The following is a 25716-nucleotide window of genomic DNA, read 5'->3' on the forward strand; positions in this document are numbered from 1 at the left end:
GATGGCCAATGCTGGAAATATTTCCTAAAATTTAAGCATGAAAAAATACTCATTCCACCCTCCGCTTGCCAGCCTGGGCCTGGCCATCTTCCTGCTGTGCATATCGGCGCAAAGCAAGTCGCAGAGCGGCTCTGCGGCAAAACCGCAGCAACAGGAACAGCATGTGGCGCTGGCCATCGCGCAGCGCAAAATCGCCGCGAAGCCACCGACGATACGGGTCCGGCAGGACACCCGGATCACCGTGGATTGGAGTACCGACGAAATAGTCAGTATCCACTTGCATGGCTACGATCAGCTGCTGGAAGTCCAGCCGGGCGAGACAAAAGCCATGCGCATCGACGCCACGGTGCCGGGACGCTTCCCTGTTTCCGCGCACGGCTATGGCGCGCAAACGGAGGGCAAGAAGGGCAAGCAGCACAAGCATCACCGCGAGGCGCCCCTGATATACCTGGAAGTGCTGCCGCGATGATGCGGCGCGCCATCGCTTTCGGCCTGCTGGCCGCGCCATGCATCGCCCATGCGCACGGCTTTGGCCAGCGCTACGACCTGCCCTTGCCGCTCTGGCTATATTTGCTGGGTGCGGGACTGACGGTGGCGCTGTCGTTTGCCTTCCTGGCACTGTGGCGCCGGGATGGCACAGCGACCTGCCAGGGCGACTATGCGCGCCTCGTCCTGCGGCAGGTTCCTGGCGCGCGCGCCATCGCTTTCGCACTGCGCCTGCTGGTGCTGGCGTTGTATATCCTGGTGATCGTGGCGGGACTGGTGGGCGTGCAAAACCCCGTGAAAAATATCGCGCCCGCCATGGTGTGGGCCATCTGGTGGGTCGGCATGGCCTACGTGTCGGCGCTGCTGGGCGACTTGTGGGCGCTGGTCAATCCGCTCGACAGCGTGGCGCGCGCGGCGCAGCATCTGTTCCCCCGCTGGCGCGCACCGCTGGCGTGGCCGCGCTGGCTCGACAGCTGGCCGGCGGCGGCCCTGTTCTTCGGCTTTATCTGGATGGAGCTGAACTGGGAAGGAAGCGAGCAGCCGGCCAGCCTGGCCTGGACCATGCTGCTGTATTCTGCCTGCACGTGGGCAGGCATGGCGCTGTTCGGCCGCGCCGCCTGGCTGCGCCATGCGGAAGTTTTCAACGTTGTCTTCGGTCTGCTGGCCCGCTTCGCGCCCGTGACATTCCGCGACGGCGCCTGCTACGTGCGCCCGTATGCGGCGGGCCTGCTGCCGGTGGAACCCGTGCGCCCTGCCTGCCTGGTGCTGGTGATCCTCATGCTGGCTTCCGTCAGCTTCGACGGCATGATGGAAACGCAAACGTGGTACGACATCGTCGACGCCGTCCTCGCCGTGGCGCCTGGTGCGTTGGCATGGATCACCACGGCCGCCCTGCTGCTGATGCCGGCCCTGTTCCTGCTGGTATTCCTGCTGTTTTGCGCGCTGATCGCCCGCTGCGGCGCCAGCGATGGCCAGCCGGCCATACCCTTGCTGCGCGTGGCCGGCCACTTCGTGCTGACCCTGGTGCCGATCGCCATCGCCTACCATTTCGCCCACTACCTGTCTTTCCTGGCGATGGCGGGCCAGTACCTGATTCCGCTGGCGTCGGACCCGCTGGGCCTGGACTGGGACCTGTTCGGCACGAAGCTGTACTTCATCCGCCTTGGCATCGTCGACGCCAAGGTGGTGTGGTACGTATCGCTGTTCGCCATCGTCGCAGGCCACGTGGCGGCCGTCTGGCTGGCCCATGTCTGCGCGCTGCGCCTGTACGCCAGTCGCCGCGCGGCCCTGCGCAGCCAGTATCCGATGCTGGCTCTGATGATCGCCTACACTTTGCTCAGTCTCTGGATCATCGCGCAGCCCATCGTCGGCGGCTAGCCCGTGCCAGGAACAGCTCCAGCAGCAACAGCATGCCGCCGGAAACGAGCAGCAGCGGCATCAGCGCGCACATGGCGGCTGCCGCCAGCCAGGCCAGCGCGGAAGGCGACGTCCAGGCGCCTGGCAGCAGCCTGGGTAAACCCAGCGAGCCAGGCAAGCGCCGTTTGAAAAACATCACCCAGCCCGACACCAGCGAGAACAGCACGCTGGCGCCGAACAGCAGCAGCACGGCCTGGTTCCACCAGCCGAATTCGCCACGGTGGAACGGAATGCCGATGGCGGTGGCCTTGCCGAACGCCGTCTGCGCCTCCCACCCCGCGTAATACAGGGGCTTGCCGCTATAGGCATCGAATTGCAGGTCGAAGCGCAAGGTGGGCTGGCTGCGGTCAGCCATGGTGGCGCGCCACACATCGTCCTGGCTGGCCGGCGCCGTCAGCTGCACGGCGATGGCGGGCGCGTGGCTGCGCGCTACCTGCCACGCATCCTGCCAGTCGAGCGGAGCGCCCTCCTCGCGCGAGTGCAAATCACGTGGCACGGACGGCGGCGCCTGGCCGCTGACGTCGCGCAACGCGCGGATGCGCCCGCCCGCCTGCTGGCTCCACGTCAGGCCCGTCGTCAAGATCACGACACTGACGATGCCGAGCGCCACGCCCAGGAAAGCATGCCACTGGCGCCAGCCATTGCGGCCCCGCGCGCCCCGCTTCGGCAAGCCCGATTGCGCGCCACGCGGCCACCACAGCACCACGCCCGTCACCAGCATCACCATCAGCCAGCTGGCCGCCAGCTCGATCATCCAGCGCCAGCCATCGTTTTGCAGCAGGCGCGAATGCAGCTTTTTCGCCCAGTTGCCGAAGCGCTCGCTGCTGGCCAGGCTGCCCAGCACGCGCGCGTCATAGGGATTCACATACACGATGATGGCCTGCGCGGGCAGGCCGAACTTCGGTCTGGCGGGCGTGAGCGGCGCGGCATGTCCGCCGTGGCCCGCATGTTCATCCTGCGCGCCGCCGGGCGGCGCGAACGCCACCTGCACCGCATCGTCCTGTTGAAACGGCGGCACCACGTGCTGCACCGCCCAGCCTCGAGGCGCAGCCCGCTCCGCAGCCGCCACGGCGGCGTCCAGCGGCAGCATGGACGCTTGCGGCGCCACATGGTCCAGGTGCTGGTACAGCCTTGCCTCGATCTGCGGCGTGAACACGTACAAAATGCCCGTCAGGGTAGCTAGCAGGGCAAACGGCGATGCGATCAGCGCGGCCCAGAAGTGGATGCGCCAGTACAGGCTTTTGCGCCGCGCGATGAGAAAGGTGAAATCGTCCATGGCCATCCTCACAGTGCGTTATAGGTATAGGACAGGCCCAGCATCACGCTGCGCGGCGCACCAGGCGTGTACTGGTTCTGGCTGTTCGGCGCATAGCTGCCCACTCCCGCATAGCTGCTGCTGGCCGAATCGGCATAGCGTTTATCGGCCAGGTTGCGCACCTGCGCCCACGCTTCCAGCCCGCGCGCGACCTGATAGCTGGCACGCAGGTTCAGCAAGGCGTGGCCCTTGTACTCCACCGTGTTGGCATTGTTCATCCAGTAGCGCCCCTGGTGCACGGCTTCAAGTGCGATACGCGCGCCGGCCACGGGCTTGTAGCCGATCTCGAACGAGGTGATGTCGCGCGGCGCCTGCGGCATGGCGCGGCCGCTGTAATCCAAAGTACTGGAGAGTTGGTAGCGCAGGTAGCGGTGGCGCGCGATGGCCGTGGCGAAGCGCACGTCGAACGGGCCGCTGTCGTAATTCAGGCCCAGCTCCAGCCCTTCGCTGCGCGTGCGCCCCGCATTGCGGTTTTCGCTGTTGCCCGGCGAGAGCGTGTAGCTGACGATGGTGTCGCGCCCATCGAGCCGGTACAGGGCCGTGTCGAGTTTCAAACGGCCCTGTAAAAAGGCCCAGCGCAGGCCCAGTTCATAGTTGTTGTAGACGGACGGCTGTAAGTTGGCGATGCCCGTCTTGCCATACAACTGGCTCACTTCCGGCGGCGTGAAGCCCTGGCTGACGTTCGCATACGCGCTGCCCGCATGGCCGATGGCGTAGGTGGCGCCCAGTTTCGGACTCACATGCGAAAAATTGCGCGACTCGTCGGGCGCGCCGTAATTGACGCTGCCGCCGGGCGCCAGCTTGTTATGGTAGTCGTAGCGGATGGCGTCAGAACGGCCACCCAGCACCACGCGCGTGCCGGCCAGCGGAGAAAATTCCCATTGCGCGAAGACGGCCGTGTTGAGGATATCCGTCTGGTAGTCGCGCACGCCCTGCGGATTGCTGGCATTGGCCAGGGAGTAGCGCAGGTAGCGGCCCGTGGCGGCATCGCGCACGATGGACAGATTGTCGCTGACAAAGGGATTGTCGCTCTTGTCCACGTACACACCAGCGATCAGGCGCGAACGCAGCCACGCGAATTCCTGCTGGTGCTTCACGTCCAGCCCCAGCGAATCGACGTGGTTGTTGTTGATGACGCCCTTGCACAGCATGCCCGCGCAACTGCCTATGGAATAAGCGGGAATCTGACCATGGTCGTTCTTGCGCGTAAACACGGTAACGGTGCTCGTGCCATTGGCTGTCGTCGCGCCTTCCCACGCCAGGTTCATGCGTGTGGTCTTGTCCTTGCGGTAGGTAAACGTGTTCAAACTCTTGCCGGGATTGCTGCGGTAATCGTTTTCGAACAGGCTGCCCGTCATGGCCGCATCGAGATCCGTGTGGACGATGGTGGCGCGCAGCTGCGAAGTGGGGCTGAGCGCATAGTCGGCGCGCAGCGAGAACGAATCCTTGTCGCCATAGCTGTACTCCTGCCAGTTATCGCGCGAACGGCGCGAGCTGTAATGGGAAAAGCGCAGTCCCAGCGGACCCCAGGTATCGCTGACGGAAGTGTCGTAGCGGGTGTAGCCGCCCACGTTATCGCGCCGCACGCCCACGCTTGCCGTGGGTGTCGCGCTGGCGCCGGCCGTGAGGAAATTGACGGCGCCGCCGACGGCATTGCTGCCGTACAGCGACGAGGCGGCGCCCTTCACCACTTCCACGCCGCTGGCGCCCGCCATGTTCATCTCGTTGAGCGAGTTATGGTTGAAGACGCCCAGCGGGCGGATGGGAATGCCGTCCTCCAGGTACTGGTAGACGGCATTCGTGCCGATGGGCTGGCGGATGCTCATGCTGTGCTGCTCGTTGCCCAGGTCATTCCAGTACACGCCGGCGATGCGGTTGAGGATATCGCCCATGGTCTTGGGCTTGTCGCGTTCCAGCATTTTGGCATTGACGGCACCGATGGCCTGCGGCGTCTCGGACAGCCACGATTGCGCGCGCGAACCGGAAACGACGACGGTGTCGATGGCGTGGTCGGTTTGGTCAGTTTGCTGCGCCTGCGCGCAGGGGTAAGCGAGGGTGATGGCGACGGCCAGCACCAATAATTTCTTGTTCATGTGATTCTCGTATAAGTGTGCGGATGCGGCGCGTCACACCGCAAGGTGGGCAGCGCCAGCATTGAAAATGCAAAAACCTAGACGAGAGCGGGCGGCGCGCGCGACTGCGCGGTGGACCAGATGAACAGCGGTGACGGGGACTGGTAGTACAGGGCCGGGAAAATGGCCGTGCCGCTGGCCACAAGCAGCGGCAGCACGGGACTGGCGGGCGGCAGGCCGACGGAACCCGCGTGCGTGGAACAGAAGGCGCAATGCTCCATCTGCATGGCCTTGCCGCCGGATTTTTCATCGGCGGCGCCGTCATTGTCGACCTGGACGAAACGGATGCCGGCCACCGAACAGATTTCCGCCCAGCCGGAGCCGGACTCCTGCTTGGCATTGGCGACGGCCTGGGAAATCGACGGCGCGAGCGCCGCCAGCAGGATCGCGAAACAGGCGATCCAGGCGGCAAAGCGGCGCGTGAACAAGGTCATTCCCATGGCCGCATTTTACCAGCGGCCGCCGGGACTGGGTAGCGGAAAGCGGCTCAGGCGGCCGGGCAGGCGGCGTTGCCGTTGTCAAAAGCGCGCACCACGCTCGCCGTATCGGCGGCGATACGGTTCACGGCGCGGCGGTGACCGAGTACCAGTTCATCGTAGCCGGCGCCCACCTTTTCATTGGCTATCGTGCGGCAAGTGACCACCTTGCTGCTGGCCAGCTGGCGCACGCTCCACACGGCATCGATCAGCGCATACTGGCCCATCACCGACTCGAAACGCTGCACATTGGTGCTGATACGGTACACGGGCAAGTTGTCCGGATGCGGCGTGCGGAACACATCGATGGCGCCCAGGTCGTTCGTCACGGCCGTCGACAGGGCCTGGCCGATCTCGCCGGCCAGCGGCCCGGCCCAGCGCTGCTGCTCCAGCAGTTCGATGCGCCCCGATGGCCCCGTCACGACAAACTGGTTGCGGCTCACCTGCTGCGGCACGCTGACGGCCAGCACCTCGACATAGTATTTGACGGGTTTGGCCGGCTGCGCGTCGGCGCCGCCGCTGAGCGTATAGAAATGCTCGGGCTGGGGCGTGGAGCAGGCACCCAGCAGGCTGGCCGCCAGCAACGCGGGAAAAATCGGTTTCATCATTTTTTTTCATCTCCTTTTTTACCGCGGATCAGGGACTCGGGATGGCGTTCCAGGTAATCCGACAGCGCGTTCAGCGATTGCAGGGTTTGCGTCAGCTGCTGCAAGGCCTGGCGCACGTCCGACTGCAGTGGCGAATCCTTTTGCAGCACCTGTTCGGCGGTGCCGAAGGTCTGTTTCGCCGCCGTCAGGGTATCGCGCATTTCCGGCACCACCTGGCCATCGAGCTGCCTGAACAGGGTATTGGCCTGCTTGATGGTGGCGTTCAGGTTATTGCCGATCTCCGCATAAGGCACCTGATCGAGCTTGCGGGCAATGCTGGCGATCTGCGTCTGCAGTTCATCGAGGGTATTGGGCACGGTCGGCACTTCCAGCGGATACTTGTTCGGATCGAGCGCCACCTTCGGCGCTTTCGGGAAGAAGTCCAGCGCGATGTACAGCTGGCTGGTGAGCAGGTTGCCCGTGCGTAGCTGGGCGCGCAAGCCACGGCTGACCATGCGTTCGAGCAGCTGGTGGCCAGCCGAGCCTTCCTCATCGTCGACGGCGGCCTTGAAGCGCATGCCCAGGCGGGCCGGGTACAGATTGACGGTGACCGGCATGCGGAAGTTCTTCTTCACGGGATCGAACTCGATGCCGACCGAACGCACCTCGCCCAGTACGATGCCGCGGAAATCCACCGTGGCGCCAGGCTGCAAGCCGCGCAGCGACTGGTCGAAATAGAACACGGTGGTAATGGCCTGGCCATCGGGCTCGCGCATGGCGCTGGCCTCGTCGGCCGCCAAGCGGAAATTGGTATTGGCCGGCGCCGGTTCCTCGGGCTTGCGGCCATTTTCCGCCTCGAAGGCGATGCCGCCCACCAGCATGGCGGCCAGCGACTGCGTGTTCAACTTGAAGCCGTTGGAATCCAAGCGCACATCGACGCCGCTGGCATGCCACCAGCGCGCATTCTTGCCGACGAACTGGTCGTATGGCGCGTTCACGAAGACCGACATGGTAATGCCGTTGCCATCCTTGTCCAGCGCAAAGCTGACCACCTTGCCCACGCGCAGGCGGTGGAAGAACAGGGGCGAACCCACGTCGACGGAACCGAGACTTTCCGCGTGCAGGGTGTACAGCTTGCCCTTCTGGTCACCGGCCACGGCGGGCGGACTCTCCATGCCGACGAAATTCTCCTTTTTGGCTTCCGACTTGCCCGTGTCGACGCCGATGTAGGCGCCCGACAGCAAGGTGCCCAGGCCCGTCACGCCGCTGGCGCCGATCTGCGGGCGCACCACCCAGAAGCGCGAATCGGCGGTGGCGAATCGGCGCGCCTCCTTGCTCATGTCGATCGTCACGAGGACATTGCTCAAGTCGTCGCCCAGGGTGATGGCGCGCACCTGGCCGATATCGACATCCTTGTATTTGACCTTGGTCTTGCCCGGCTCCAGGCCTTCGGCGCTCTTGAAGCTGACCGTCACCGTGGGCCCCTGGTCAAGGATGGACTTGGCGGCCAGGCCGGCGCCTATCAGCGCGGCCAGCAGCGGAATGAGCCATACCAGCGACGGCAGCCAGCGGCTGCCCTGTTCCACATCGGGTTCCGGCAATGGACGGCCACCCGTTTCGGCAAGGCCGCCCGCTTCTTTGTCAGACATGCTGTTCTCCAATCACTGTATTGTTTCCGGTATTTGCCACCACCACGGGTTCTTCCTCGCCAGGCACCTGCCCGTCGACGGGGTCCCAGATCAGGCGCGGGTCGAACTGCATCGCCGCCAGCATGGTCAGCACCACCACGGCGCCAAAGGCCAGCGCGCCGGGTCCGGCCGTGATCACGGCCAGCGACTTGAAGCGCACCAGCGCCACCGTCAGGGTGACGACAAAGATGTCGAGCATGGACCAGCGGCCGATGAATTCGACCATGCGATACAAAATGGTGCGCTGGCGCGGGCGCCAGCGCGAACGCCGCTGCGCGGTGAACGCCAGCAGCGCCAGCACGCCCAGCTTGAGCATGGGCACGACCACGCTGGCGATGAAAATGATGATGGCCAGGCCTTTCGAGCCGCTGGTCCAGAACAGCACCACGCCGCTCATGATGGTATCGTTTTGTGCGCCAAACAGGGAATACGTCACCATCACGGGCAGCAGGTTGGCGGGAATGTAGAGAATCATGGCGGCGATCAGCAAGGCCCAGGTGCGGTTGATGCTGTCCGGTTTGCGCACGTGCAGGGCCGTGCCACAGCGCACGCACGCCATGTGCTTGCCCTTGCCCAGGGGCGGCGCCACCAGGCCGCAGGCATGGCAGGGCACGACCTTCTCGCCGGGCGCGAAGGCCTTGTAGCGGATGCCGGGCAGCGCTTGCCGGCTCAGGTCGTCGCCCAGGTTCCACAGGGCCTTGGGGTCGAACGAGACGACGATGGCCAGCATCAGGGTCAGCGCGCCAAACGCGAACAGCCCCGGTTGCGGCAGCACCGTGGCCAGGCTGGTCATCTTGACGACGGTGATCAGGATGCCGATCATCAGCACTTCCGTCATGCCCCATTCGCGCGCCGTCTGCACGGCGCGCAGCACGCGGTTAAAACCGGGCACCTTGACGCCGCCGCGCAAGCCCAGCGCCACATACAGCAGCGAACCGAGTTCGATGGCGGGAAAGAGTATGGTAAACAGGAAGACCATCGTCGCCACGATATGCATCTGCTCGGACCACAGCACGCGGATGGAACCGAGCAAGGTGGCGCTGGACGTCAGGCCATTGACGTCGAGTTCGACGATGGGAAAAAACTGGGCGATCAGGAAGACAAAGGCGGCGCCCAGGGTCAGCGCCACCACCTTGCTCAATTCCGCCGATGCCCCGCGCGCATGCGAGCCGCGGTACAGCACCGAGCGGCAACGGATGCAGCGCGCCTTTTCGCGGGGACGCAGCGGACGTTTGCGGTACAGCACGCCACAGTCATGACAGCTAATCAGGTCGTATCGGTGCACAGGTTCACGATGAGCAGTTGAGTCCCCTGCATCATACGTCAAAGCAACCTTCTACCGCAGGCAAAAGAAGACAGACGAGCAGCCTCAGGCGATAGTCGCCACTGTTGGCGCCGGCGTACTCACTTTGCCAAAAAGCAGTTTGGCGGCGATTTTATTTTTTGCCAGCAAGACACCAGTCGCGCAGCAAATACATGTGACCAGCAAGCCGATACTGAACCCCACCAGAGTGGCAAGCGGCGCAAACGCCACCGGCTCAAAATAGCGCACCGAAATTTTAGTGACACCGATAAAAGCATACTGGCCGATGATATAAATATACAATGAATTTTTACCAAAGATAATAAACCCTTGGATGATCCTCTCACCAAGCTTCAAGTAGGCCACATAAAACACACACAATGCGAATACAGAGGCTATTGCACCGGCAATATAACGCAGCGCAATATTTTGAAAGTTTTCAGAACTTAACTCCATTCCTGTAACATAAATATAAGTCTGATTATTCCACAAGAAGAAACAAATCAGCGCAAGAACACCTGAAACAGGAAAAATTATATTTTTATATGGCATCAATTTTTCAACATACGAGCCAGCGGCCAGATAATAGCCAGCCAAGAAAAAAGGACATGTATATTTAATTAACGGCAAAATACCCCAGTCCGGAATGAACAGGCTGAAAAAAAACAGGATCAACGATACCCAGAACGAATAGCGGCCAAAGACATTGGCAATCGTCACCAATACGAGACTAGCGAACAACGCCCATAGAAACCAAAGGCTCTGTAGTATGCTGAGAAGCAAGGAGAGAGGAAAATCCTGGTCAATCTTTTTTTTAAAAACAAGGGTAAGCGCAACCCGAAATAAAATCTCCCATATGGCAATAGGAACCAGCAAGGAAAATATTTTCGATTTAATGAACTCCAAAGGCGGTGTGCGGAGTACACTATTACGGCTCACATAACCGCTAATAGCGATAAACAACGGCATGTGAAACATGTAGATTGCTTTAAAGGTAGGGTCTTGGAAGAATCCCTCTTCCTGATATGCTGCACATTGCACCGCATGTCCGATCGACACCAGAAAAATCAACATCCCCTTGTAAAAGTCTACGCAATTACTTCTCAGCATGAATAAACTCCGGCGCTATGATTTTTTTGGATAAATTCCGGCACCCGAAACAAATTTTTTGCATAAAGTATGTGGGCACAGGACAGTGGAAGACACTCAATGTCACTCAACGTCGCGATCCGCGTATGTTACAGACCACGTTACTTTTGCGGATTTTCACTCAGACGCAGCGGGCGCTTTCGCTACAACAGCCACATTCATGAAAAATGATCAGCTTGTTTCAGAACACAGTGTGAAGTTTACCGGTACACAGTGCGTGCCTATTCCATATCAGTGCCAGCCATCATATTACAAAGGCCCCCCTTGCGCCACTGCAAGGTTAACGTTCGAGCAACAGTGCCTCCACGGCACGGCCAATTTGCAGCACTCTTTCATCCGCGCCGGCCAGGCCGCAAATGCTCAGCCCCACGGGCAGCTCGCCCTCGGCATGGCATGGCAGCGACAGCGCGCAGCCATCGAGGAAGTTGATCACGCTGGCGTTGCGCAGCACCAGGCCATTCGTGGCAAAGAAGGTGGCGTCATCCGCTTCCAGGGGCGCAACCTGCGGCGCCAGAATCGCCACGCTGGGCATCAGCCAGGCATCGAATGGCGCCAGGCGCCGCCGGGCGACGGCGATCAGGCGCGCGCGCGCATCGAGCAAATCGATGTAATCGGCCGCGCCCTGCTGCTGGCCGCGTCGGATGCGCGCCGCCACGCGCTGGTCGTATTGTGCGCCTTTTTCCGCGAGCAGCGCGCGGTGCCAATGCCAGGCTTCCGCCGCCACCAGGCCGCCGCCGCCATTGATCTGCGGCAGTTCCAGCAACTCGGGGAAATCGAACTGTTCCACCAGGGCGCCGGCTTGCCGCAGCTTGTCCAGCGCGGCGTCGAACGCCCGCTGCACCTGCGGCTCCACGTGCGTACCGACATAGTCAAGGGTAAAACCGAAGCGCAAGCCTTTCAGCGCTGGCGCCTGCACGCCGATGTCATGGCCCGACAGCGCCGCGTACAGAATGGCGCAGCAGTCGACGCTGCGGGCAATGGGCCCTGCCGAGTCGAGAGAGCGCGACAAAGGCACCGTCCCCGCCAGCGACACGGAAGCGGCCGTCGGCTTGAAACCCGTCAAACCGCAAAAGGCGGAAGGGATGCGGATCGAGCCGCCCGTGTCCGTGCCCAGCGCGCCGGCCGCCATTGCCAAAGCCACCGTGACGGCGCCGCCCGAAGTGGAGCCGCCCGCCACACGTTCATGGTCCAGCGGATTGCGCGGCGTGCCGTAATGGGGATTCAAGCCCAGGCCGGAAAACGCGAATTCGCTCATGTTGGTGCGGCCCAGCAGGACGGCGCCAGCCCGACGCAGGCGCGCCACGGCGCCCGCATCGGCCACGGCGGGCGGGGCGTCGGCCAGCGCCAGCGAAGCGGCGCTGCTGGTTTGCCCCTCGACGTCGAACAGGTCCTTGATCGAGATGGGCACGCCGGCCAGGGGCGAGGCAACGATACCGGCCGCGCGCGCCGCGTCGCTGGCCCGCGCCTCGGCCAGGGCCTGTTCGCCATCGAGGCTGACATACGCATGGCCGCCCTGCACCCGGTGCGCCTCGGCGCGCGCCAGCATGCGCTGCGTCAGTTCCACGCTGGTGATGCGTCCGGCGGCCAGGTCGGCCGCCAGTTCGCGGATAGTCTTGGTCAACTGGGTCATTCTCTTATCCTTCCACGGGCAGGGTTTGCACGGCATAGCGGTGCTGCAGGCGGCGCTGCAAGGCTGGATCATACAGCTCCAGTTCGAAGGCGTCGCCGTGGCCCATTTCACCGATGATGGGCTGCGTGCCGCAGAACATGGCGCTGCCCACTGGCAGGGTCGCTTGCCCCGTGTAGCGCAAAATCAAATCTTCCGGCGAGAGCATGCGCGTCACGGGCCCCTCCTGATACAGTGCCGGGACGCCGGCGCGCTCACGCCAGGAGCGCATCTGCAACTGGTCCCAGTGGCCGGCCACGTCGGCATAGCGCCACAAGGTATCGCCCACGGGCTTGCCGCACATCTGCTTCGACACCGTCACGCCATAGCTTTCCACCTTGCGGTCCGTATGGTCGGAGCCGATCCCCACCAGCAAGCCGTATTCCGTGGAGAACAGCACGAATTCCGCCTCGCCGGACGAATCGCTGCCCGGCACTTCGATGGCGGCGTCGCTCGAGAGCAGCGCTGCCGAAACCCGGTAAAACGTCGGCACGCTTTTCGGGCGCGCCACGCCGATGGCTTCCAGTTCGGCGATATGGTGTTCCACCATCGCCATGTCGCGGCCCGTCCAGCCGGCGATGATCAACTGATCGATATCGAAGGTGACGGGGCCGTGGCCGGCCAGTTGAAAACTCAATGTCGTCATGATTTTATTCCTCAAGGGGGCCGCGGCCCGTTTCGCGTGCAGCAAAGACTGCGGCGCCGGTGATCAGCAAGGCCGCCGCCACATACAGCGAGACGGCCATGCTGCTGTTGTACGAGCGATACAGGCTGGCTATGACGAGCGGGGCGAAGCCGCCGCCGATGACGCCGGCCAGGGTGTAGGCCAGCGAGGACCCCGCATAGCGCACCTTGGTCGGGAATTGCTCGATGACGAAGGCGGCCTGCGGGCCGTACATGATGGCGTGGATGACCAGGCCCACGACGACAGCCGTGACGATGGCAGCCGGGCTGGCAGTATCGAGCAAGGTAAAGAAGACAAACGCCCACACAAGACCCAGGCTCGCGCCCAGCGCATACACGGGACGGCGGCCAATCTTGTCCGACAGCGCGCCAAACACGGGCACCGCCAGCGCATTGCAAGCCGTGCCGATCATGATGGCGGTCAGTGCCAGTGTCGACGACAGGTGCAGCACCGTCGTCACATACGTGAGGGTGAACACCACCACCAGCGCATACAGCACGTCCGAACCGATGCGCACGCCGCCGGCGATCAGCAGACGGCGCCAGTAGATGCGCAGCACGTCGCCAATCGGCGCTTCCGCCTTCGCATCCTGCTGGTCGAGTTCCTTGAACAGCGGGGTTTCCTCGATGCCGCTGCGTATCCACATGCCGAAGGCCACCAGCAGCAGGCTGGCGATGAACGGCATGCGCCAGCCCCAGTCCATGAACGCTTCATGCGGCAGCAGGTAGGTGATCAGGCCGATGCAACCGGTCGCCAGCAAGGTGCCGAACGACGGTCCCACCTGCGTCCACGACGCGTTGCGGCCCCGCTTGTCCGCTGCCCCGTGTTCGACGGAGATCAGCACGGCGCCCGCCCATTCGCCGCCCAAAGCGATGCCCTGCACGAAGCGCAGCGCCACCAGCAGGATGGGGCTCCAGATGCCGGCCGTCGCGTAAGTCGGCAAGAGGCCCATCAGGCCCGTCGTCACGCCCATCAGCATCAGGGTCACCACCAGCACCCAGCGGCGTCCCAGCTTGTCGCCCAGGTGGCCAAAGATCACGCCGCCGATGGGACGCGAGATATAGCCGACGGCATACGTGGAAAAGGCCAGGATGGTGCCCGTCAGCGGATCGAACGAGGGAAAGAACAGGTGATTGAAGATCAGCGCGGCCATGGTGTTGTAGACGGTGAAGTCATACCATTCCAGGGTCGTGCCGACCATGCTGGCCGTGGCCAGGCGGCCCGTTTTCGGCTTGTCGCCCGGCGCCTGGGCCGCCGGATGCGCAGCGTTTACCGTTGTATATGTGCTCATTGCCTACCTCTCTCGTCAGTTTTATTGCAGGCCCGGCGCAGGATGCTTTGCCCTGCGTCGTGGCCCGTGTCTCGTGTTATCAGTGCCGGCAAGATGCGCGTGCGTGTCAGGCAGCGTGCAGGTCGGCCTCGCGCAGTTGCCAGGACAGTTGCAGGATGGCTGCCTGCTCAGCGTCCAGGCCCAGTGCCGTGCTGGCGGCATCGGCCGCCGCCAAGGCGGCGCTTTCGGAGGACGCGTCGATCAGGAAGATCGGGTCGAGCACGCGGCCCTCCTTCTGCTCCGCCGGCAGGGGGCCGGACAGATTCGCGTCAGGCGTAAGCAAGCGCGTGGCAATGACGCCATCGATCTGCAAAAGCTGCGCGCCCAGCGCTGCCATGCTGGCCACGGCTGCGGCATCCTGGCCGATGGCGGACGCGCCCAAGCGCAGCACGGCCAGCCAGGCGCCCGTGCCCATGCCCGTTTCCGCCTCGATGGCGCAGACGCGGCGCATCGGATCGAGCATGCGCTGCAGATTCGTCACCGACCATGGCGTCTGCTGGCCGAATGCCTTGAAATAGTCGGGGGTCTGGAAGGCGCCCAGCGAATCGGTGCGGTACAGGCCCAGGTATTTGCGCGAACCGCGCACGCTCTGGTAGCGCGTGCCGCTGACGAAGCCGGGAATGCGCACGCGCTCTTCCACGTGCTCGCGGTCGTACCAGCGGTTGAAATCGAGCTCGTGTTCCGGGTCGGCGCTGGTCCAGACAAACAGGATGCCTGGCAAGGTGTGGGACGTCGTCATGATGGTTCCGTTCTGCGTGATGGATGGTGTGCCAACCCAGAATAGGTGGCACGCCGTCACTTGGCAAACGGGTTATTCTGAACGCGACTGATAAGTTTTTCTTGTGGGTGGAGCCAACAATGCAGTCGGATTACGCGCCTGGGCGCTCATCCGACCTACGCGACTCACCTCGACCACGGCATCGTAGGTCGGCTTAGCGCCAGCGTAAGCCGACATCACCCTGCCCCATATTCCTCACCCAGCGCCAAAGTGAACCTGGCCGCCTCCTCGCACGCCAGCATGGCCACCAGCTGGATCGCTTCCGTCGTGATGTCTTCGCTGTAGCTGATGACGATGCGCTGCGGCGCCAGGCTGCTGGTGCAGGGAATCAGGGCGATGTGGCCCTGTTCGATTTCCTCGCGCAGGGGCGCCAGCGGCAGCACGGCGATGCCGAAGCCCGCTTTGACCAGGCGCACGATGGCGGAGATCGAACTGACGCAGTGGACCCTTCCCAACTGCACACCTTCGTCCTGGCACAGCGCCTTCAAGGCGGAATGCGGCTGCGAACCGCGGTTCATGGTGATGATGGGGTGCTGCGCCAGTTGCGCCACCGTGAATGGCGCGCCCGTATCGGGCCAGTCGGCGGCCCTGCCGGCCCAGCCCATGGCGATGGCGCCGCTGCCCGTGCTGCGGATATGGTCGCCCGTCAGCATGTCCGTCTGCAGCGCGATATCGAGTTCGCCCTGCTGCAGCTGTTCGTGCAGGCGGCGCGTCGATTCGGACGTCAGTTGAATCTCGATGCCCGGATAGCGCTCCTGCACGCGCTGCAGGAACGGGATCAGCCACGTATGCACGATGGTTTCGATGACGCCGATGCGCACTTCGCCCGTGATCTGCGCGGGCGAGGAATTGGCCGCATACATGTCGCGGCACAGTTCCAGCATGCGTTCGGCATACACGAGCAGGTTGCGCCCGGCAAAGGTCAGGCGGATTTCACGCGCGTCGCGGTCGAACAGGCGCGTGCCGAAATCCTGCTCCAGCGAAGCGATGCGGTTGGAGATGGCCGCCTGCGTGATGTGCAGCTTGTCGGCGGCCGTGCGAAAACTGCCCAGCCGCGCTGCCCAGACAAACGCTTCGAGAAAACGGGTATTCAATTTGGCTCTTCAATCAATGGGGGCACTTCTTCACAGAATGTGTGGTCGCCCCATTGTAAGCCAAAGCGCGCTGCATTATTTCTGGCCCAGGAAGTCCAGCAGGGTCAGGGCGACGATCTTGCTGGCCTTGCGCAAATCATCGAGCGCCAGGCGCTCGTCAGCCTTCTTCGCGTTCGATTCGGGCACCGTGCGCGGCCCGGCGCCATACAGCACGGCGGGGATGCCCCGCTCGCCATACAGGCGCGCGTCCGCATACAGGGGCGTGCCGACGGCGGGAATCGTCTCGCCGAGGATGGCTTGCGCATTCTTTTGCAGGCTGCCGACCAGTTGTTCGGAACCGGGCAAGGGCCGCAGCGCGTGCGACAGCAGCAGGCGGCGGATCTCGATGCGGATGCCAGGCTCGCCCCGCACGGCGTCTTCGATCAGCGCGCGCACCTGCGCTTCCACCGCCACAGGATCTTCTTCGGGAATCATGCGGCGGTCCATCTTCATGACGACCTTGCCCGGCACCACATTGGTATTCGTGCCGCCGTCGATGCGCCCCACCAGCATGGTGGGCGAGTCGATGCCGGCCACTTTGGATTTGATCTTTTTCAGCTCCGGCAACTGGCCGTAGATGGCGTTGAGTATCTTGTTGGCCGCCTGCAGCGCATCGTGCCCTGTCTCCGGCATGGAACCATGGCCAGCCTTGCCGTGCACGGTGATTTCCAGCTGCAGGCAGGCGTTGTGCGCGGTGACGATGCCGTAGCTGAAACCGGCGGCGATGACGAAATCGGGCTTCGTCAGCTGCTGTTCCAGCAGCCAGCCCGGCCCCAGCAAGCCGCCGAATTCCTCGTCGTACGTGAAGTGCAGCTCCAGCTGGCCTTTGAGTGGAATGCCCAGCGCTTCGAGTGCGCGGGCGGCAAATACATAAGTGGCGAAATCGCCTTTCGAGACGGCCGTCGCGCGGCCATACATGTAGCCGGCGTCGATCTGGCCGCCATACGGCGGATACGTCCAGTTGTCGCCGGGCGGCACCACGTCGCCATGCGCATTCAGGGCCACGGTCGGCCCGCCCGCCGCATACGGCCGGCGCACGATCAAATTGGTGATGCTTTGCATGCCGTACGCTTCCACCTCATCGTTTGGGACGGCGTGCTTTTCCGCCTGCCAGCCATACGCCTGCAGCAGTTGCGCCACCAGATCCGCATGGGGCGCGTTGTTGCCGGGCGGCGTATCCGTCGGCTGCTGCACCACCTTCTGTAAAAATGCGACTTCTTCGTCGAAGTGATCATCGATCCAGGCCGTGATTTTTTCTGCGTGCGTTGTCATTTTGCTCCTTGCATGGTCTGTTGCAGCCAGGCGCCAAGTTCGCTGCGCTCGGCCTCCGTCATATTGGTCAGGTTCCCGATCGGCATGGCCTTCAATTCAATGGCCTGCTTGTAGATTTGCGCCGCGTGCTGGCGGATTTCAGTTTCATTATCCAGCATCATGCCGGCCGGCGCCGTGGCGAAACCCGGTTGCGTGGGCTGGGCCGAATGACAGGTGGCGCAGCGCTGGGCGATGATGGCATGCACGCTCTTGAATTGCGCCGCCGGATCCACCGCCGGCGCGGCCGCCACGGCCACTGGCGCTTTCGGCGCGATGGCGATAGCTACGGCCAGCAGCAGGGCCACGCCGATGGCCGGATAGCGCCACTCCACTCTTCCCTTGTGGCGCAGGTTGAAAAAGTGGCGGATGAAGACGCCGGCCGCCATGATCAGCGCCAGCACCAGCCACGCGTGGTCGTTCCGGTAGGTCATCGCATAATGGTTGCTGATCATGATGAACAGCACCGGCAAGGTAAAATAATTGTTATGCACACTGCGCTGCTTGGCTTTCAGGCCGTGCTTGGGATCGGGCAGCTTGCCGGCGGCCATGGCCTCGACCATCTTGCGCTGGCCGGGAATGATCAGCATCAGCACATTGGCCACCATGATGGTGCCGATCATGGCGCCCACATGGATATAGGCGGCGCGCCCGCTGAGCAAATGCGTGAGCACGTAGGCGGCGCCGACGATCAGCGCGAACACGGTCACGCCGAACCACAGTTCATATTGCGCTAATGTTGACCTGCACAGCAAATCGTACACGGTCCAGCCGATGACGAGGGTGGCGATGCCGATACCAACTGCCTGCCCGCTGGAGATGTCCGCCACGGATTTGTCGATCATCATGGCCTGGGCATTGAAATAATACGCGATGGTCAGCAGCGCGAAACCGGACAGCCAGGTCGAATACGCTTCCCATTTGAACCAGTGCAGTTCCTTCGGCAGTTCGGCGGGCGCCACCAGATATTTTTGCGGGTTGTAGAAGCCGCCGCCGTGCACGGCCCACAGTTCTCCCGACACGCCCTTCTTCGCCAGTTCGGAGCCGGGCGCGGGCGGGCGGATCGAGTTGTCGAGCCAGACGAAATAGAAGGAAGCACCGATCCAGGCGATGCCCGTGATGACGTGCAGCCAGCGGACGATCAGGTTCAGCCACTCAAGGCCGTACGGGATCAGGTAGGCAAATACTTCCATAAATTTCCTCTAGTCAGACCGAACCAATATTCGTGCCAATCTACACAAGATAAACGGATTTACCGCCCACCACATGAAAAATATCGTATATTTGACATATTCAAATCGATATACAACAGAGGCGCCGCCACATGTCCAGCCTGCCGCAACACCTCGACCTGCACCTGATCCGCATCCTCTACCTGCTGCTGGTGGAAAAGAACGTCTCGCGCGTGGCGCTGAAACTCAATCAGCCGCAGCCATCGATTTCCGCCTCCTTGCGCAAGCTGCGCGAATTGACGGGCGACCCGCTGCTCGTGCGCGGTGCGCGCGGCATGGTGCCGACCCAGCATGGCGAAAGCCTGCTCAACCCGGCCAAGCGCATCCTCGACCAGACGGAGAGCCTGTTCGTCAAGAAGACGCCGTTCGTGGCGCAGGAAGAGGCACGCACCTTCCATATCGCCGCGCCCGATTACCTGGACAGCCAGTTCCTGCCCAACGTGGTGGCCCTGCTGCGCCGCGGCTCGCCAAAAAGCCGCGTCGTGCTGCATAGCCTGGGGCCAGGCATCGACCATATCCGCCAACTCTCCGACGGGGGCCTGGACCTGGTCATCGCCAACTGGGACGAGCCGCCCGCGCATCTGCACATTTCGAAGCTGTTCGAAGACCCCATCATCTGCGCCATGCATGCGGAAAACGCCTATGCGCGGCGCACGGCCAGCGACGCCATGACCCTCGACGACTATTTGAGCCTGCCCCACGTGGCGCCGTCACAGATGATGCCCGGCTATCACGGCGTGATCGATTCCTTCCTCGAGCGGCAAAACCTGCAGCGCAACGTGGTTGTGGAATCGGCGTATTTCGGCCTGATCCCCTACATGCTGACGCAGACGGACCTGGTACTCACCACGGGCCGGCAATTCATGCGCTTCTATGAAAAGACGCTGCCGCTGAAAACGTATACCGTGCCGCTGAAATTCCCGCCGATGCGCTTTTACCAGCTGTGGCACCAGCGCGTGCACCAGGCGCCCGAGCACAAATGGCTGCGCGACCAGGTCAGCGCGGCCGCCAAGGCGCTGGTGCAGCGATAGCCGCTATCAGCACGCGCATATAATGGACGCAGGAACGGGGCGCTATCATCACCGCTTGCATGATCGGAAAACCATGACCACCCTTTCAGACCTGAACGCCGGCAGCCCGGCAGACTTTATCGCACGGCTGCATGGCATCTACGAACACTCGCCCTGGATCGCCCAGCGCGCGGCCCCCGCCCGGCAGTTTGCCAGCCTGACGGCACTCAAGACGGAGCTGCAGCGCGTGCTGGCGCATGCCTCACCCGAAGAACAGCTGGGGCTGATACGCGCCCACCCGGAGCTGGCCGGCAAGGCCGCCATCGCCGGGCAGCTGACGGCGGAATCGACGCGCGAGCAGGCCAAGTCCGGCCTGAACCTGTGCAGCGCCGAGGAATTCGCCACCCTGCAGCGCCTGAATACCGAGTACAACGCCAAGTTCGGCTTTCCCTTCATCCTGGCCGTCAAGGGCCCGACGGGTGAAGGCTTGACGCGCCAGGACATCATCGCCACGTTTGCGCGGCGCCTGAAAAACCGGCGCGCCGATGAACTGGCCGAGTCGCTGCGGCAGATCAAGCGCATCGCCGAGCTGCGCCTGAACGACCTGTTCGACGTGCGCCTGGACTTCGGCCCGGCCATCATGCAGCAGGCCGAAACGCTGGCTGCCTGGAGCGACAGCGATTACAACCTGACGTGCGCCTACCTGACGCCGGCGCACCAGAAAACGGCCGCGCAGCTGGCCGAATGGATGCGGGATGCGGGCATGCAGGTGCACATCGACGCCGTCGGCAATGTCGTCGGGCGCTATCTGTCCGACGCGCCCGACGCAAAAACCCTGATGACGGGATCGCATTACGACACGGTGCGCAACGGCGGCAAGTACGATGGCCGCCTGGGCATCGTGCTGCCCATCGCCGTCGTGCGCCACCTGCATGAGCGGGGCGAAAAGCTGCCGTTCCACTTCGAGATCGTCGGCTTCGCCGAGGAAGAAGGCGTTCGCTTCAAGAGCACGTTTTTGGGCAGCACGGCCGTCACGGGCAAGTTCGACGTGTCGCTGCTGGAACAGGTGGATGCGGATGGCGTGAGCATGCGCGACGCGCTGGCGGCCGCCGGCCACGAGGCAAGCGCCATCGGCGCCATCGCGCGCGATCCCGCCGACTTGCTCGGTTATGTGGAAGTGCATATCGAGCAGGGCCCCGTACTGCTGGAACGCGACCTGCCGCTGGGGATCGTCACGGCGATTGCCGGCAGCTCGCGCTACGTGGTCAATCTTGGCGGCGTGGCCAGCCACGCGGGAACCACGCCCATGACCATGCGCAAGGATGCCGCCAGCGCGGCAGCCGAAATCATCCTGCTGGTGGAACAGCGCTGCAACCAGGGCGAGGCGCTGGTGGGCACCGTAGGGCAGCTGCACGTGCCCAACGGCTCCGTCAACGTGATCGCCGGCGCCTGTACCCTGTCGCTCGACATCCGCGCGGCCGTTGACGCGGTACGCCAGGCGGCCGTCGACGATATTCTCGATGGCATCGCCGCCATCTGCGCGCGGCGCCAGATCGACTATCAGCTGGAACTGCTGCTGTCGGCGCGTGCCGCGCCATGCGCGCCATGGCTGATGGCGCAGCTGGCGCAGGCCGTGGAATCGGTCGGCATCGAACCGTATGCGCTGCTGTCTGGCGCCGGCCACGACGCCATGGCCATGGCCGCCATCACCGACGTGGCCATGCTGTTTACCCGCTGCGGCAATGGCGGCATCAGCCACAACCCACTGGAAACCATGACGGCGGACGACGCCGACATCGCGGCGCGCGCGCTGCTGGCGTTCCTGCGCAACTTCCAGCCCAAGCCCTGAAGCGGGCATGGGCCGGTGGAGCTACACGGCCACGGCCCGCTCCAGCATCGCGTGCAGCAGGACATTGCAGCCCGCTTCCAGGTGCTCGGGCTTGGCGTCTTCGATTTCATTGTGGCTGATGCCATCCTTGCACGGCACGAAGATCATGCCGGCCGGCGCCAGCCGGGCCGCGTAGATGGCGTCGTGGCCGGCGCCGGACACGACGTCCATCACCGAGTAGCCCAGCTTTGCCGTGGCGTTGCGCACGGCGCCCACGCAATCGGGATGGAACGGGCATGGCGGGTAATAAGAGACTCTTTCCAGTGAAATGCCCAGCCCTGACTTCTCGCGCGTGGCATCGATGAAGGCCGTGATCTCGCCATGCATGGTGTTGAGCAGTTCGTCGTTCACATTGCGCAGGTCGATGCTGAATGTGACTTCGCCGGGGATCACGTTACGGCTGTTCGGGAAGACCTGCACCATGCCCACCGTGCCGCGGCCATACGGCGGGTAGCGGTTGGCAATCGCCACCACTTCCTGCATGATCGTCGTGGCCACCTGCAGCGCATCCTTGCGCAATCCCATGGGGGTGGGGCCAGCATGCGCTTCCATGCCCGTTACCACGCAGTCGTACCACGACAGGCCCATCACGGCCGGTACCACGCCAATGACTTTATCGGCGTCTTCCAGCACGGGTCCCTGCTCGATATGCGTTTCAAAGTAGGCGCCGATGGGATGGTCTCCCGGCACCTGCTCGCCCTTGTAGCCGATGCGCGCCAGTTCCTCGCCCACGGTTTTCCCCTCGGTATCCTTGGCCGCATACGCCGTCTCCAGCGAGAAGGCGCCGCAAAATACGCCGGAACCCATCATCACGGGCACGAAGCGCGAACCCTCCTCGTTGGTCCAGAAGGCCACCTCGATGGGCGCCTGCGTCTTGATTTTCAAGTCGTTCAGGGTACGCACCACTTCCAGGCCAGCCAGCACGCCGTAATTGCCATCAAACTTGCCACCCGTGGGTTGCGTATCGATATGGCTGCCCGTCATCACGGGCGGCAGGCTGTTGTCGGCGCCGTCGCGGCGCATGAAGACATTGCCGATCTGGTCGATCGTGATGCTCATGCCCGCTTCGCGCCCCCATCCCACCACCAGGTCGCGGCCCTGCTTGTCCAGGTCCGTCAGGGCCAGGCGCTTGACGCCGCCCTTCGCTGTCGCGCCGATCTGCGCCAGCTCCATCAGCGCAGCCCACAGGCGCTCGCCATTGATACGCAATGCATCCATCGTCAACTCCTTATGCGGTGGTGGAGGAAAAGGCGGGCCGTTCGACATAGCGCCCCGCCCCTTCGACGGCCGTCAGTTCGCCCTGGTGGAAGACCACCTTGCCGGCGGCAATCGTGGTGCTGGGGATGCCGCGCACGGTGCGCCCTTCGAAGACGTTGAAGCCTCCCTTGGCGAACTGCGTGGCGGCGGAAATGGTGCGCGTGCCCTGCGGGTCCCACAGCACGATGTCGGCATCGCTGCCAGCGGCGATGACGCCCTTGCGCGGATACATATTGAAGATCTGCGCCGCATTGGTGGAGCTCACCTTGACGAATTCGGAGGGCGTCAGCATGCCGGAATTGACGCCGGCGTCCCACACGACGGCCATGCGTTCCTCTACGCCGCCGCAACCGTTCGGGATGCGCGTAAAGTCCTGCTTGCCCGCCGCCTTCTGTTCGGCGCAAAAGGTGCAGTGGTCGGTGGCCGTCGTCTGCAGGTTGCCGCTTTGCAGGCCGTGCCACAGCGCCGATTGATGGTGCTTGCCGCGAAACGGCGGGCTCATGACGTGGCCCGCCACGTAGTCGAAATCGTCGCTCTGGTAGACGCTGTCGTCGATCACCAGGTGGCCCGCCAGCGCTTCGCCATACACGCGCTGGCCATTGGCGCGCGCCCGCGTGATGGCGTCGAGCGACTCGGCGCACGAAACGTGCACGATGTACACGGGGGTATTGAGTACGTTGGCAATTGCGATGGCGCGGTTGGCGGCCTCCGCTTCCACGGCCGGCGGGCGCGATCGAGGATGCGCCTGCGGCCCGGTAATCCCCTTCTTGAGCAAAGCTTGCTGCAATTGAAAAACCAGCTCGCCGTTTTCCGCATGCACGGTGGGCAGCGCCCCCAGTTCCAGCGAACGTGTAAAACTTTTCACCAGGGTTTCATCGTCGGCCATGATGGCGTTTTTATACGCCATGAAGTGCTTGAAGCTGTTCACGCCATGCTCGCGCACGAGGGTGCCCATCTCTTCATGTACCTGCTCGCTCCACCATGTGATCGCCACATGGAAGGTGTAGTCGCCAGCCGCCTTGGCCGACCATTCGCGCCACTGGTGATAGGCCTCGATCAAGGATTGCTTGGGCGCCGGGATGACGAAGTCCATGATGGTGGTGGTGCCGCCGGCCAGTCCCGCCGCCGTGCCCGTGAAAAAATCGTCGGACGTCACGGTGCCCATGAAGGGCAGGTTCATGTGCGTGTGCGTGTCGATCCCGCCCGGTATCACGTACAGGCCGCCCGCGTCGATTACCGTGGCGCCGGCGGGTGCCAAAAGGTTCTCGCCGACGGCGGCGATGGTGTCGCCCTCAATCAGCACATCGGCGCGGAATGCGCGGTCGGCGTTGACGACGGTACCGCCACGTATCAGTGTAGCCATCTTGTCTCCTTTGTGATTACGACTGCGGCGCCTGCTGCACGTGCGCCACGGCCTTGCCCTTCATCATGACGCCGTACACGACGGCGGCGATGGCCACGCCCACGAACCAGGCGTAGGTGTAGATGGTTTTAAAGCCTTCGGCCACGTCGGGAAACGCCGTGGGAAAGGCCGCGTTCAAAAAGCCCGGGATATTCGGCAGCACGGCGATGACAAAGGCGATCAGCGCCGCCATATTCCAGCCATTGCCATACGAGTAGACGCCGTCGTCGCGGTACAGCTGCCTGACGTCGAGCTGCGTCTTGCGCACAAAATAATAGTCGACGATGAGGATGCCGGCGATGGGGCCCAGCAGGGCCGAGTAGCCGATCAGCCATGTGAAGATATAGCCCTGCGTCGACTCGAGCACCTTCCACGGCATCATGACGATGGCGATGAAGGCCGTGATGTAGCCGCCCATCTTGTAGGAAATCTGCTTCGGTGCCAGCGAGGAAAAGTCGTACGCCGGGCCCACCAGGTTAGCGGCCAGGTTGACGCTGACCGTGTCGATCAGGAGGATGATCAAGGCGATCAGCACGGCGGCGCCCGTCATGCGGCTGGCCAGGTCGACCGGGTCCCAGATAGCCTTGCCGTACATGACGACGGAGCCGGCAGTGACGATCACGGCCAGCATGGCCAGCAATCCCATAGGCACCGGCAAGCCGATCGACTGGCCGATCACCTGGTCGCGCTGCGTCTTGGCAAAGCGCGTGAAGTCGGGGATGTTCAAGGCCAGGGTGGCCCAGAAACCCACCATGGCCGTCAGCGACGGCCAGAAGACGCTCCAGAACTGGCCCGCCTTTTTACCGCCGGGGATGAATTGCGATGGCTGGTCCAGCAGGCTGGCCACGCCGCCGGCCTTGCTATGCACCCAGTACAGCAGTACGAAGCAGATGAGGATTTTCAGCGGCGCAGTGTAGGTTTCGAGTTTGCGGATCGACTCCATGCCATGCAGGATGTAATAGAACTGGATGGCCCAGAAAGCCAGGAAGCACAATAGCTGGCTGCCGTTGATGCCCAGGCCCGCGATCTTCTCGCCGCCCAGTTCATGGCCTACCAGCACGCCCATCAGGGTATAGATCATCTGCCCGCCGAACCAGGTCTGGATGCCATACCAGCCACAGGCGACGATGGCGCGCATCAGGGCCGGCAACCGCGCGCCCATGGTGCCGAACGAGGCACGCGCCAGCACGGCATACGGGATGCCGTACTTGGTGCCCGCATGGCCGATCAGCAGCATCGGCAGGAGCACGATGGCATTGGCGAGAAATACCGTGAGCACGGCCTGGTAACCGGACATGCCGCTGTCGATCAGGCTGGCCGACAGGGTGTAGGCGGGAATGCACATCACCATGCCGACCCACAGCGCGGCGAAGTGATACCAGCGCCAGGTGCGCTGCGCCGCCGTGGTGGGCGCCAGGTCTTCATTCCAGAGTTGCGTGTTGCCTGAATAGTCGTGGTTCACAGGGTTGCTCCAT

General features: G+C 63.2%; 21 protein-coding genes. 4 read left to right on the forward strand and 17 right to left on the reverse strand.

Features of this window, described 5'->3' with window-relative positions; genetic code table 11:
* The first annotated feature begins 37 nt into the window (after window positions 1-37).
* Both CSQ92_RS21770 and CSQ92_RS21775 read left to right on the forward strand, forming a co-directional pair.
* Complete coding sequence (locus CSQ92_RS21770) at window positions 38-469, forward strand: hypothetical protein (protein ID WP_099395348.1); 432 nt, start codon at window positions 38-40, stop codon at window positions 467-469.
* The gene (locus tag CSQ92_RS21775) at window positions 466-1863 is read left to right on the forward strand and encodes a hypothetical protein (RefSeq protein WP_099395349.1); all 1398 of its coding nucleotides are present in this window, start codon (window positions 466-468) and stop codon (window positions 1861-1863) included. Before CSQ92_RS21770 ends, CSQ92_RS21775 begins: the two co-directional genes overlap by 4 nt.
* Here CSQ92_RS21775 and CSQ92_RS21780 read toward each other — a convergent pair.
* The 14 genes from CSQ92_RS21780 to CSQ92_RS21845 form a co-directional block, all read right to left on the reverse strand.
* Window positions 1835-3178 (reverse strand): PepSY-associated TM helix domain-containing protein, encoded by a 1344-nt coding sequence (locus tag CSQ92_RS21780; protein WP_099395409.1) that lies wholly within the window; start codon window positions 3176-3178, stop codon window positions 1835-1837. The genes CSQ92_RS21775 and CSQ92_RS21780 overlap by 29 nt on opposite strands.
* Window positions 3179-3186: 8 nt before the next feature.
* Window positions 3187-5310: a TonB-dependent receptor family protein gene (locus tag CSQ92_RS21785; protein ID WP_257219314.1), complete on the reverse strand. Its 2124-nt coding sequence runs from the start codon at window positions 5308-5310 to the stop codon at window positions 3187-3189.
* Between the two features lie 77 nt (window positions 5311-5387).
* Entirely contained in the window at window positions 5388-5789 is a 402-nt protein-coding gene (locus CSQ92_RS21790; protein ID WP_230522276.1) for a DUF2946 domain-containing protein, read from the reverse strand.
* 47 nt (window positions 5790-5836) lie between these two features.
* On the reverse strand, window positions 5837-6433 hold the full coding sequence (locus tag CSQ92_RS21795) for a PqiC family protein (protein WP_257219315.1): 597 nt from the start codon (window positions 6431-6433) through the stop codon (window positions 5837-5839).
* Window positions 6430-8061 (reverse strand): PqiB family protein, encoded by a 1632-nt coding sequence (locus CSQ92_RS21800; RefSeq protein WP_070260100.1) that lies wholly within the window; start codon window positions 8059-8061, stop codon window positions 6430-6432. Before CSQ92_RS21800 ends, CSQ92_RS21795 begins: the two co-directional genes overlap by 4 nt.
* Window positions 8054-9346 (reverse strand): paraquat-inducible protein A, encoded by a 1293-nt coding sequence (locus CSQ92_RS21805; RefSeq protein WP_373606060.1) that lies wholly within the window; start codon window positions 9344-9346, stop codon window positions 8054-8056. Before CSQ92_RS21805 ends, CSQ92_RS21800 begins: the two co-directional genes overlap by 8 nt.
* 123 nt (window positions 9347-9469) lie before the next feature.
* Window positions 9470-10513, reverse strand: a complete 1044-nt coding sequence (locus tag CSQ92_RS21810; RefSeq protein ID WP_099395351.1) for an acyltransferase family protein — start codon at window positions 10511-10513, stop codon at window positions 9470-9472.
* A gap of 319 nt (window positions 10514-10832) precedes the next feature.
* Window positions 10833-12182: an amidase gene (locus CSQ92_RS21815; protein WP_099395352.1), complete on the reverse strand. Its 1350-nt coding sequence runs from the start codon at window positions 12180-12182 to the stop codon at window positions 10833-10835.
* Between the two features lie 4 nt (window positions 12183-12186).
* Window positions 12187-12864, reverse strand: a complete 678-nt coding sequence (locus CSQ92_RS21820) for a DUF2848 domain-containing protein (RefSeq protein WP_099395353.1) — start codon at window positions 12862-12864, stop codon at window positions 12187-12189.
* Between the two features lie 4 nt (window positions 12865-12868).
* Window positions 12869-14194, reverse strand: a complete 1326-nt coding sequence (locus CSQ92_RS21825) for an MFS transporter (RefSeq protein WP_099395354.1) — start codon at window positions 14192-14194, stop codon at window positions 12869-12871.
* A gap of 106 nt (window positions 14195-14300) precedes the next feature.
* Entirely contained in the window at window positions 14301-14972 is a 672-nt protein-coding gene (locus tag CSQ92_RS21830) for a DUF4286 family protein (protein WP_099395355.1), read from the reverse strand.
* A 215-nt stretch (window positions 14973-15187) separates the two neighbouring features.
* Entirely contained in the window at window positions 15188-16105 is a 918-nt protein-coding gene (locus CSQ92_RS21835; protein WP_034782414.1) for a LysR family transcriptional regulator, read from the reverse strand.
* Between the two features lie 75 nt (window positions 16106-16180).
* A complete protein-coding gene (locus tag CSQ92_RS21840) occupies window positions 16181-17416 on the reverse strand; it encodes a M20/M25/M40 family metallo-hydrolase (protein WP_099395356.1) in 1236 nt (411 codons plus the stop codon).
* Window positions 17413-18645, reverse strand: a complete 1233-nt coding sequence (locus CSQ92_RS21845) for a urate hydroxylase PuuD (protein ID WP_070260122.1) — start codon at window positions 18643-18645, stop codon at window positions 17413-17415. Before CSQ92_RS21845 ends, CSQ92_RS21840 begins: the two co-directional genes overlap by 4 nt.
* A gap of 131 nt (window positions 18646-18776) precedes the next feature.
* Here CSQ92_RS21845 and CSQ92_RS21850 point away from each other — a divergent pair, with 131 nt between their 5' ends.
* Window positions 18777-19715, forward strand: a complete 939-nt coding sequence (locus tag CSQ92_RS21850) for a LysR family transcriptional regulator (RefSeq protein WP_034754583.1) — start codon at window positions 18777-18779, stop codon at window positions 19713-19715.
* 73 nt (window positions 19716-19788) lie between these two features.
* Window positions 19789-21543, forward strand: coding sequence for an allantoate amidohydrolase (locus CSQ92_RS21855; RefSeq protein ID WP_099395357.1), 1755 nt, complete (start codon window positions 19789-19791; stop codon window positions 21541-21543).
* Between the two features lie 21 nt (window positions 21544-21564).
* Here the strand turns inward: CSQ92_RS21855 and CSQ92_RS21860 are convergent, their stop codons facing one another.
* From CSQ92_RS21860 to CSQ92_RS21870, 3 genes are read right to left on the reverse strand one after another with little or no spacing between them, the layout of a single operon-like run.
* Window positions 21565-22800, reverse strand: coding sequence for a Zn-dependent hydrolase (locus CSQ92_RS21860; RefSeq protein ID WP_099395358.1), 1236 nt, complete (start codon window positions 22798-22800; stop codon window positions 21565-21567).
* Window positions 22801-22810: 10 nt separating this feature from the next.
* The gene (hydA, locus tag CSQ92_RS21865; protein WP_099395359.1) at window positions 22811-24202 is read right to left on the reverse strand and encodes a dihydropyrimidinase; all 1392 of its coding nucleotides are present in this window, start codon (window positions 24200-24202) and stop codon (window positions 22811-22813) included.
* A gap of 16 nt (window positions 24203-24218) precedes the next feature.
* Entirely contained in the window at window positions 24219-25703 is a 1485-nt protein-coding gene (locus CSQ92_RS21870; protein WP_034782401.1) for an NCS1 family nucleobase:cation symporter-1, read from the reverse strand.
* Between the last annotated feature and the right edge of the window lie 13 nt (window positions 25704-25716).

The sequence above is a fragment of the Janthinobacterium sp. BJB446 genome (genome assembly GCF_002735655.1).
Taxonomy (GTDB): Bacteria; Pseudomonadota; Gammaproteobacteria; order Burkholderiales; family Burkholderiaceae_D; genus Janthinobacterium; species Janthinobacterium lividum.

Coding starts and splice junctions, on each gene's coding strand:
- CSQ92_RS21820 (WP_099395353.1), bottom strand. CDS start 12,864: ATGACGACATTGAGTTTTCAACTGGCCGGCCACGGCCCCGTCACCTTC.
- CSQ92_RS21815 (WP_099395352.1), bottom strand. CDS start 12,182: ATGACCCAGTTGACCAAGACTATCCGCGAACTGGCGGCCGACCTGGCC.
- CSQ92_RS21845 (WP_070260122.1), bottom strand. CDS start 18,645: ATGGAAGTATTTGCCTACCTGATCCCGTACGGCCTTGAGTGGCTGAAC.
- CSQ92_RS21855 (WP_099395357.1), top strand. CDS start 19,789: ATGACCACCCTTTCAGACCTGAACGCCGGCAGCCCGGCAGACTTTATC.
- CSQ92_RS21850 (WP_034754583.1), top strand. CDS start 18,777: ATGTCCAGCCTGCCGCAACACCTCGACCTGCACCTGATCCGCATCCTC.
- CSQ92_RS21770 (WP_099395348.1), top strand. CDS start 38: ATGAAAAAATACTCATTCCACCCTCCGCTTGCCAGCCTGGGCCTGGCC.
- CSQ92_RS21775 (WP_099395349.1), top strand. CDS start 466: ATGATGCGGCGCGCCATCGCTTTCGGCCTGCTGGCCGCGCCATGCATC.
- CSQ92_RS21825 (WP_099395354.1), bottom strand. CDS start 14,194: ATGAGCACATATACAACGGTAAACGCTGCGCATCCGGCGGCCCAGGCG.
- CSQ92_RS21810 (WP_099395351.1), bottom strand. CDS start 10,513: ATGCTGAGAAGTAATTGCGTAGACTTTTACAAGGGGATGTTGATTTTT.
- CSQ92_RS21860 (WP_099395358.1), bottom strand. CDS start 22,800: ATGGATGCATTGCGTATCAATGGCGAGCGCCTGTGGGCTGCGCTGATG.
- CSQ92_RS21790 (WP_230522276.1), bottom strand. CDS start 5,789: ATGGGAATGACCTTGTTCACGCGCCGCTTTGCCGCCTGGATCGCCTGT.
- hydA (WP_099395359.1), bottom strand. CDS start 24,202: ATGGCTACACTGATACGTGGCGGTACCGTCGTCAACGCCGACCGCGCA.
- CSQ92_RS21840 (WP_099395356.1), bottom strand. CDS start 17,416: ATGACAACGCACGCAGAAAAAATCACGGCCTGGATCGATGATCACTTC.
- CSQ92_RS21800 (WP_070260100.1), bottom strand. CDS start 8,061: ATGTCTGACAAAGAAGCGGGCGGCCTTGCCGAAACGGGTGGCCGTCCA.
- CSQ92_RS21830 (WP_099395355.1), bottom strand. CDS start 14,972: ATGACGACGTCCCACACCTTGCCAGGCATCCTGTTTGTCTGGACCAGC.
- CSQ92_RS21795 (WP_257219315.1), bottom strand. CDS start 6,433: ATGATGAAACCGATTTTTCCCGCGTTGCTGGCGGCCAGCCTGCTGGGT.
- CSQ92_RS21780 (WP_099395409.1), bottom strand. CDS start 3,178: ATGGACGATTTCACCTTTCTCATCGCGCGGCGCAAAAGCCTGTACTGG.
- CSQ92_RS21785 (WP_257219314.1), bottom strand. CDS start 5,310: ATGAACAAGAAATTATTGGTGCTGGCCGTCGCCATCACCCTCGCTTAC.